The sequence below is a fragment of the Brevundimonas diminuta 3F5N genome (assembly GCF_900163625.1).
Classification (GTDB): domain Bacteria; phylum Pseudomonadota; class Alphaproteobacteria; order Caulobacterales; family Caulobacteraceae; genus Brevundimonas; species Brevundimonas diminuta_A.
On sequence record NZ_FUIE01000027.1, the window covers coordinates 23473 to 30449 of the forward strand.

Sequence of the window (6977 nt, forward strand, 5' to 3'; positions counted from 1 at the left end):
TGCAGGTTTGCGCAGAGTCGGCCTTCGTGCAAGCGTCCGCCTCCATTTCTCTGGAGAGTCGCCATGCGCGAAGACGGCAAGCTGGATTATCTCGAACTGCCCGCGACAGACCTGGCGGCGCACAAGGCCTTCTACGCCCAGGCGTTCGGCTGGACCTTCCAGGACTACGGCCCGGCCTATGCGGCCTTCAGCGAGGGCCTGGACGGCGGCTTCACCCCCGACGCCATGACGCCCAAGCCCCTGCCCATCCTCTACGCCCACGATCTGGAGGCCATGCAGGCCAAGGTCGAGGCGGCGGGCGGCGCGATCACACACGCCATCTTCGCCTTCCCCGGCGGGCGGCGCTTCCACTTCCGCGACCCGTCCGGCAACGAACTGGCCGTCTGGTCCGAGAAGTAAGGCCCTATTTGGGGTCCACCGTCTGAGCGATGCGCTCGGCCTCGTCACGGTCAGCGCCGTCCTGGGCCATCACCCAGACGTGGATCTCGGCGGGTTCCGCCGAACGCTGGAACAGATGCTCCATGGCGACGCGCCGCTGGCCTTCGGTCGTCACCACCGAGACACGACCGCCGACCGTCACATGGTCCCCGTCATAGATGGGAAACTGCGACGACGGCCCGGCGTAGATCATCAAATAGGTCTTGCCCGCCTTGCGCGCCGAATAGACGTGGGCGCCGGGCGCCGCGCGTCCTTCAACCAGTTGGAAGCTCGGCGGCATGTCGATGATGAACGGCAGGGCCGCCCGCTCAGCCGCGCTCAAGCCCTGTGGATTCGGCGCGGACGCCGCCGGCGCCGGCGGCGGAGCGGGCAGGACCGCCTGAGGCCGAGGGGTTCCGAGCGGCGCCTGACCTGCGATCTTCGGCGGTTGCGGGCGCGGGACGGGGGTCGCCTGAGAACGCGGCTGCGGCGCGGTCTGGAGCGCAGCCGGGGACGTCGTCCGAGGTGCGGTCTGAGGCGCTGCCTGGGGCGCTGCTTCAGCAGGCCTCCGAGCAGTACCCGGCGTTGTCGGCGGCGGCGTCTGCGGGGCGGGCGGCGCCCCGTTCAGACGGCGCGTCAGTTCCTCGATCCTGGCCCTTTCAGCAGGGTCTTGGCGCACAGCGGCCGGAGGCGAGGTCGGCTGCGCCCGTGCTTGCGGCGCAGGCTGGGGCGCGGAAGGACGAACCGGTTGTGGTGCAGCCTGTGGCGCGGTCTGGCGCGCAGTTTGGGGCGTCGGCTGTGCCGCGGGCGTCGTCGCCCTTTGCGGCGCGGGCGGCGCGCCGTTCAGACGGCGCGTCAACTCTTCGATGCGGGCGCTTTCGGCTGTGTCCTGCTGCGCGGCGGCGGGCGTCGCGGACAGGGCCAGAGGGGCGGCGAGCGACAGGGCGGCGACGAGTACGGCTTTCATGGCCGCGACATTGGCGGCGCGGGCGGTACCGGGTCAAGCGGCCATCGCGCCCGCCGGATCAGGCGCCGGGCAGCTCCACCCAGAAGGTCGCGCCCTGCCCCGACGCCGAGATCACGCCGATCTCGCCGCCCTGCAGCTCGACCAGCCGCTTGGCCAGGGTCAGGCCGACGCCATGCCCCTCGATGGCCGAACGCTCCAGGCCCAGGCGGTTGAAGGGCTCGAAAAGTTGCGCCTGCTTCTCTTCCGACAGGCCAGGTCCGCGATCGACGACCTCGATGCGGATGCGATCGCCGCTCCAGGCCGCGCGCAGGACGACCAGCCCGCCCGAGGCGCCGTATTTGACGGCGTTATTGGCCAGGTTGCCCACCACCTGCGTCAGACGCTGGGAATCGGCCCGCGCCACCAGATGATCGCCGGCCGCGACCACCTCGATCTTCACCGCCGCCGACTCAGGATTCAACAACAGGCTGCGGCGGACGTCCTCAAGCACGCCGGTGACGTCGGTAGGCCTCAGGTCCACCTTGACCGCGCCCGCCTCCGCCCGCGCCACATCGAGCAGGTCATGGGTCAGAGCCTCGACCTGACGCGCCGTCTTGACCAGCATCTGGGCCATCTCGACCTGGTTGGGCGTGGCGGCGCCCAGGTGCCCGCCGGCCCACAGCTCGCCGATGCCGATGACGCCGCCGATCGGGCTCTTGATCTCATGGGCCACATTGGCCAGCAGTCGCGACTTGGCCGCCGAGGCGCGCTCGGCCCTCGCCCGCCCCTCGCGAGCGCGTTCAGTCAGACGATCTCGCTCTTCCAGCAGAGCCGCGACCATGACGATCGGCATATAGCCCAGCAACACTAGAAGCTGCCCCAGCATGGCTCGCTGTTCGGCGTTGAAGTCGTGATAGGGACCGTGCCCGGCCATGGTTCCGCCGATGGCCATGACCGAGACGATCATCAAGGCCCAGGCGATGCCGACGACACGGAAGCGCACCGCCATGAGCACCAGCAGCGGCAACAGCAGGAACCCATAGGGCAGGCTCAGTTGCGAGAAGATGGCGTAGCAGGCGCCCATGATCAGGGCGCTCAACCCCACGCCCTCAGCCAACCGGACGGGCTGGCGCAGAATATCCAGATGCGTCCGGCGCAAGGTCAGGCCGAACACGCCCAGAACAGCGAAGCCCAGGGCGTGGGCGCTCCACCAGATCCGCAAGGAATCCAGCAGGTCGGCGCCGATCATCATGTTCAGGGCGACGGCGCTGAATACGGCGGACGGAAGCGGAGCGATCGCGCAAACGGCCAGAAACCGCGCCAGCCCTTCGACGCTATCGACGTGCAGTCCCGTCACCAGTCGGCGCGTCAGCACCACCGCCAGGACGATCTCCAGCAGATTGGCAGCCGTGAACAGCAAGGCCAGCGATGGTCCATTGCCGCTCAGGAACTCGCCCGCCAGCACGCCCGCCGTGATCAATACAGCGAAACCGCAATCGTAGGCGATCCCGCGCCCGCCGCGCAGCCACAGCGCCAAGGCCAGGCCGCCCGCTCCCCACAAGGCCGCCACCACGCCGTTGGCGCGGGCGAAGCTGACCGCCAGAACCACCAGGACGGTGACGCCCACGGCGGTCAGGATCGGCAACAGAGGATGGCGGAAGAAGGCGGTGTTGGCTTGTGACGACGGGAGCGTACGGGGCGTCATGCCCGACGGCTCCACAACAGCTTCAGTTCTTTCGAGCGCACGGCTCATCGTCATGATCGGGTCCACGGGGCGACACTAAGGCCTCACCCTGCCCGAGTTTCCTAAACATCCTCTGAAGTCAGGAAGCAGCGCCCGCCAGGGCCCCGTCAAAGGCCCTCATCGCCGCCGCCGGTCCTTGCGGATGCGCCCACACCCCGGCGCTGACGGCCACGAAGTCCGCCCCCGCCGCCGCCAGGCCGGCTGCATTCTCGGCGGTGACGCCGCCGATGGCGACGCAGGGAACCTCCATGGTCTCCTGCCAGATGGTCAGGATATCCGGCTCGGCGTGATGAGCGACCTCCTTGGTCTCGGTCGGGAAAAAGGCGCCGAAGGCCACGTAATCGGCCCCGCCCTCGGCCGCCTCCATCGCCAGATGGCGGCTGTCGTGGCAGGTGACGCCGATCATGGCGTCCTCGCCCATGATGCGACGCGCCTCGGCCAGGGAGGCGTCCTCCTGGCCCACATGCACGCCGTCGCAGCCGGTCGCCCGCGCCAGGTCCGGCCGATCGTTCAGGATCAAGGCCACGTCATGCGCCTGACAGATCGGTTTCAACCGCGCGACGGCCGCGCGAATCTCCTCGTCCGAGGCCTCCTTCAGACGGATTTGCAGGGCGGCGCAATCTCCGGCCGACAGGGCGGCCTCCAGATCGACGGCGAAGGCCTCCAGGTCCGGGATGGCGACCGGCGTGATCAGATACAGCCGGCAAGGCGGACGGGCGGGGATTTGCGGTTGACGAGCCATGGCCGAGCCCTGCCCCCAGCCGTCCTCGCCGTCAATGTCGCATGTGCATGCGAATGATTTGCACCCGCCTTAATAAATGCTATAGCGAGCCATTCTCAGTGTTCCGGGTGCCCCGCCTTGTACGTCTGCAACTGTAACGGTCTTCGCCAGCGTGACGTCGCCCTCGCCATCGAGGCGGGCGCCAACCGTCCGAAGGACATCTTCGCCAGCCACCAGTGCGCGCCCCAGTGCGCCAAATGCGTGTGCGAGATGCGCCAGATGATCCAGGAAACCCAGGCCGCCTTCGCCATCGCGGCGGAGTAGCGCTCACCTATGGTGGCGCCGCTTTTTGAAAGCGGATTTCACTCGCATTATCAATGCAGTGATAAAAACTCGCAAATAATCCACGGCGTTTCAGCCGTGCTATGAAGTCCTCACGGGCGGCCGAGAGGCCCTGTCGTCGCGCCGACGTCGCTTTCGCCGCCGCTGAACAAGGACGACGACCATGAAGGGCGATCCCGCGATCATCCGCACCCTCAATGCGGTGCTGACCAACGAACTGACGGCGGTGAACCAGTACTTCCTGCACGCCCGCATGTTCGAGAGCTGGGGTCTGACCCACCTCGGCAACGTCATCTACGAAGAATCGATCGGCGAGATGAAGCACGCCGACATGCTGATCAAGCGCATCCTCTTCCTGGACGGCCTGCCCAACCTGCAGGACCTGCACAAGCTGAAGGTCGGCGAAGACCCGATCGAATGCCTGGGCGCCGACCTGCAGCTTGAGATCGACAGCCGCGCCACGACCCGCGACGCCGTCACCCAGTGCGAGGAAGCCCGCGACTACGTCAGCCGCGACCTGCTGATGAAGATCCTGGCCGACACCGAGGAGCACGTCGACTTCCTCGAGAACCAGCACAGCCTGATCAAGCTGATGGGCGCGCAGAACTATCTGCAGTCGGCGATGAAGGACATCGTCACCGACGGCGCCGCCACTGGGAACTGATCGACGGTTCGGGCTGGCGTATCGCCAGCCCGGTCTCACGCGCGGTTTTAAGCTTCGCAGAGCGTATCAAGGCCCTGCTTGATCGCTATCTTGAGGATCAAGACGGCCACCGCCGCCGTTACATTGATAACGCCCAAGATCGCGCCTGCAATACGACCAATCCAATCACCGTCGCTTTCAGTGTATTCGGCGTAAGCTGCACATACGATCGGCTTCACGGTCGGCCAGATGCTTCGAAAGAAAGCGATTCCTCGCTCAACGAAACTCATCCAACCACCTTTAAGAACAATAGCCTTGGCGCCGCTCAAGTTTCCTAATGCAGAGCTAACGTCTGCATCGGCCCCGAAACTCGCCATCCCCAACTCGCCAAAAAGGTCATCAAGGCTAGCGGACTCAAGATCCGCCAAATGAGTGTTTGCGATCACAATAGCCATATCGTCCTCCCATTTATAATAACAACGATATTTAAAATGGGAGAACCTGTCAAAAGACCCCGCCATTGCCCTTTTTCGGCTTATCCTCTAGGGCTCGCCGCGATTTGGCGCGCCACGCTCTGGCGGTCGGCGCCTGCCGCCCCCCAGCAACGAGCCCTACGGTTCTCATGAAAATCAACGCCAACACCATCAAGCCCGGCATGGTCCTGCAACACAATGGCGGCCTGTGGGTCGTCACCAAGGCCAGCCACGTCAAGCCCGGCAAGGGCGGCGCTTTCGCCAACGTCGAGGCCAAGAACCTCGAAACCGGCAACAAGCTGAACGAACGCTTCCGCTCGGAAGACAAGGTCGAGCGCGTGACGCTGGAACAGCGTGACTACTCCTACCTGTTCGACAACGGCGAAACCCTCGTCTTCATGGACGACGAGTCCTACGAGCAGATCGAACTGCAAAAGGGCTGGGTCGGCGACGAACGCATCCCCTACCTGCAGGAAGGCATGAAGGTCATCATCGAGATGCACGAAGAGCGTCCGATCGGCCTAGAACTGCCGGAACAGGTCGTTCTGGAAGTCGTCGAGACCGAGCCGACCGTGAAGGGCCAGACCGCCTCGTCGTCCTACAAGCCCGCCAAGGCGTCGAACGGCATCCGCGTCATGATCCCGCCCTTCATGTCGACGGGCGAGAAGATCATCGTCGACACCTCGACCGGCGAATACGTCCGCCGCGCGGACTAACAAAGGCCGCGTTTCCCGGCCAAGGCCGGACGCTATAAAGACTACAGGGGCGCGGATGGTCCGCGCCCCTTTTGCTTCTCCGTCCATCCGGGCCGCTGGCCTTTTAAGGATCGACGGATCAGGAGAACCGCCTATGGCCCTCGCTTCCGCCCTGCTTCAGGTCATGATGGACGCCGTCCGCAAGACCGCCCGCCCGATGCTTCGGGATTTCGGCGAGGTGTCCCAGCTCCAGGTGTCCCGCAAGGGTCCGGGCGACTTCGTCACCGCCGCCGACGTCAAGGCCGAGCAGACCCTGTTCGAGCTGCTGTTGAAGGCCCGCCCCGGCTACAGCTTCCTGGGCGAGGAGCGCGGCATGATCGAAGGCACCGACAAGACCCACACCTGGATCGTCGACCCGATCGACGGCACCACCAACTTCATGCACGCCATGCCCCACTTCGCCATCACGGTGGGCCTGGAGCGCAAGCATCCCGACGGCACGTCCGAGATCGTCGCCTGCGTCACCTACAACCCGGTCATGAACGAGATGTTCTGGGCCGAAAAGGGCAAGGGCTGCTACCTGAACGACACGCGCATCCGCATCGCCGGCCGCGCCGACATGGCCGAATGCCTGATCGCCACGGGCCTGCCCTTCATCGGCAAGACCGGCCACGGCCAGGCCATCAAGGACATCCACGCCGTGGGCCAGCGCGTCGCGGGCATCCGTCGCCTGGGCGCCGCCTCGCTGGACTTCGCCTGGGTCGCCGCGGGCCGCTACGACGCCTATTTCGAGCGCAACCTGCAGCCGTGGGACGTGGCGGCGGGCATCCTGCTGGTCACTGAGGCCGGCGGCGTCGTCACCACCATCGACCAGGACGGCGATCCCATGAGCGGCAAGCAGATCGTCGCCGGCAACCCGGACATCCAGTCCAAGCTGCGCAAGATCCTGCGCGAGGCGTAAGATAGAATTCTCCCTCCCCTTCATGGGGAGGGTGG

9 protein-coding genes are annotated in these 6977 nt (G+C 65.9%); 5 read left to right on the forward strand and 4 right to left on the reverse strand.

The genetic code is table 11. The annotated features are described in order from the left end of the window. Positions 1-63 precede the first annotated feature (63 nt). Positions 64-399 (forward strand): VOC family protein, encoded by a 336-nt coding sequence (locus tag FM111_RS04975; RefSeq protein WP_087139614.1) that lies wholly within the window; start codon positions 64-66, stop codon positions 397-399. A 4-nt stretch (positions 400-403) separates the two neighbouring features. Here the strand turns inward: FM111_RS04975 and FM111_RS04980 are convergent, their stop codons facing one another. The 3 genes from FM111_RS04980 to thiE form a co-directional block, all read right to left on the reverse strand. Then, complete coding sequence (locus tag FM111_RS04980; RefSeq protein ID WP_087139616.1) at positions 404-760, reverse strand: hypothetical protein; 357 nt, start codon at positions 758-760, stop codon at positions 404-406. A 682-nt stretch (positions 761-1442) separates the two neighbouring features. Next, complete coding sequence (locus tag FM111_RS04985) at positions 1443-3068, reverse strand: sensor histidine kinase (protein ID WP_256968099.1); 1626 nt, start codon at positions 3066-3068, stop codon at positions 1443-1445. A 118-nt stretch (positions 3069-3186) separates the two neighbouring features. Beyond that, a complete protein-coding gene (thiE, locus tag FM111_RS04990; RefSeq protein ID WP_087139617.1) occupies positions 3187-3849 on the reverse strand; it encodes a thiamine phosphate synthase in 663 nt (220 codons plus the stop codon). A 117-nt stretch (positions 3850-3966) separates the two neighbouring features. Here thiE and FM111_RS04995 point away from each other — a divergent pair, with 117 nt between their 5' ends. Further along, positions 3967-4152, forward strand: a complete 186-nt coding sequence (locus FM111_RS04995) for a (2Fe-2S)-binding protein (protein WP_003165676.1) — start codon at positions 3967-3969, stop codon at positions 4150-4152. A gap of 181 nt (positions 4153-4333) precedes the next feature. Continuing rightward, positions 4334-4834: a bacterioferritin gene (gene bfr, locus FM111_RS05000; protein ID WP_087139619.1), complete on the forward strand. Its 501-nt coding sequence runs from the start codon at positions 4334-4336 to the stop codon at positions 4832-4834. Positions 4835-4881: 47 nt separating this feature from the next. Here bfr and FM111_RS05005 read toward each other — a convergent pair whose 3' ends face one another. Next, entirely contained in the window at positions 4882-5268 is a 387-nt protein-coding gene (locus tag FM111_RS05005; RefSeq protein ID WP_143276048.1) for a hypothetical protein, read from the reverse strand. Positions 5269-5435: 167 nt separating this feature from the next. Here FM111_RS05005 and efp point away from each other — a divergent pair, with 167 nt between their 5' ends. Together efp and FM111_RS05015 are read left to right on the forward strand one after the other, a co-directional pair. After that, complete coding sequence (gene efp, locus FM111_RS05010; protein ID WP_087139622.1) at positions 5436-6002, forward strand: elongation factor P; 567 nt, start codon at positions 5436-5438, stop codon at positions 6000-6002. Positions 6003-6135: 133 nt separating this feature from the next. Next, positions 6136-6942 carry an inositol monophosphatase family protein gene (locus tag FM111_RS05015; RefSeq protein ID WP_087139623.1) on the forward strand — a complete coding sequence of 269 codons (807 nt, stop codon included), beginning with the start codon at positions 6136-6138 and terminating at the stop codon, positions 6940-6942. The last annotated feature ends 35 nt before the right edge of the window (positions 6943-6977 follow it).

Excerpts from the sequence above, each read along its gene's own strand:
- FM111_RS04975 (WP_087139614.1), top strand. The coding sequence starts at position 64 with ATGCGCGAAGACGGCAAGCTGGATTATCTCGAACTGCCCGCGACAGAC.
- FM111_RS04985 (WP_256968099.1), bottom strand. The coding sequence starts at position 3,068 with ATGACGCCCCGTACGCTCCCGTCGTCACAAGCCAACACCGCCTTCTTC.
- thiE (WP_087139617.1), bottom strand. The coding sequence starts at position 3,849 with ATGGCTCGTCAACCGCAAATCCCCGCCCGTCCGCCTTGCCGGCTGTAT.
- bfr (WP_087139619.1), top strand. The coding sequence starts at position 4,334 with ATGAAGGGCGATCCCGCGATCATCCGCACCCTCAATGCGGTGCTGACC.
- FM111_RS05005 (WP_143276048.1), bottom strand. The coding sequence starts at position 5,268 with ATGGCTATTGTGATCGCAAACACTCATTTGGCGGATCTTGAGTCCGCT.
- efp (WP_087139622.1), top strand. The coding sequence starts at position 5,436 with ATGAAAATCAACGCCAACACCATCAAGCCCGGCATGGTCCTGCAACAC.
- FM111_RS05015 (WP_087139623.1), top strand. The coding sequence starts at position 6,136 with ATGGCCCTCGCTTCCGCCCTGCTTCAGGTCATGATGGACGCCGTCCGC.